1 protein-coding gene is annotated in these 566 nt (G+C 43.3%); it reads right to left on the bottom strand.

Annotated elements, in window-relative coordinates; all coding sequences use genetic code 11:
* Window positions 1-63 precede the first annotated feature (63 nt).
* On the bottom strand, window positions 64-566 hold a 503-nt coding region (locus OSQ85_RS14020), incomplete at its 5' end, for an integrase core domain-containing protein (RefSeq protein ID WP_265823930.1).

Genomic DNA, 566 nt, shown 5'->3' with positions numbered 1-566 from the left:
TGTGAGGTCTAAGATTCTTCACTTCGCTCAGAATGACGCACTGCTGTGTCACTGCTGTATATGTCAAGTAATTCGAGGCGAGATTTCGTTTAACTGTAGTGGAGTTTTGCCGTTAATTCCTTGGTGTGGTCTAAGTTCGTTGTAGTATATGACGTATTTGAGGAGTTCGTCCTCCAATTCCTCAACAGATTCAAATACATATTCATGCAGAAGGTCTTCCTCTATAGAACGCCAGAATCTTTCCGCCTTTCCGTTCGTCTGAGGTCTGTAAGGTCTTGTGTATCTGTGCTTAATACCCATTTCTATCAGAAACCTCTCGAAAGGGTGATCCATCTTGCTTTCTGATTCCTTAGGGCCGAACTCAGGGCCGTTATCTGTCAGAACCTCTGCAAAGCGAATATTATACCTTTGGGCTATATTGTTAAAGCTCCTGAACACCGCAAACATCACTGTAAGAGCCTTCTTATCAGGAATAGATTCTACCCATGCTATACGGGTGCAGGAATCCACCACACAAAGAAGATGCCTTGCAATACTTTCTCCCTTTATCTGACACTTAGACAAGG

This window comes from Geovibrio ferrireducens (genome assembly GCF_026226615.1).
GTDB lineage: Bacteria > Chrysiogenota > Deferribacteres > Deferribacterales > Geovibrionaceae > Geovibrio > Geovibrio ferrireducens.
The sequence above is the reverse complement of the archived record's forward strand: the minus strand, read 5'-3'. Positions and strand labels throughout refer to the sequence as shown.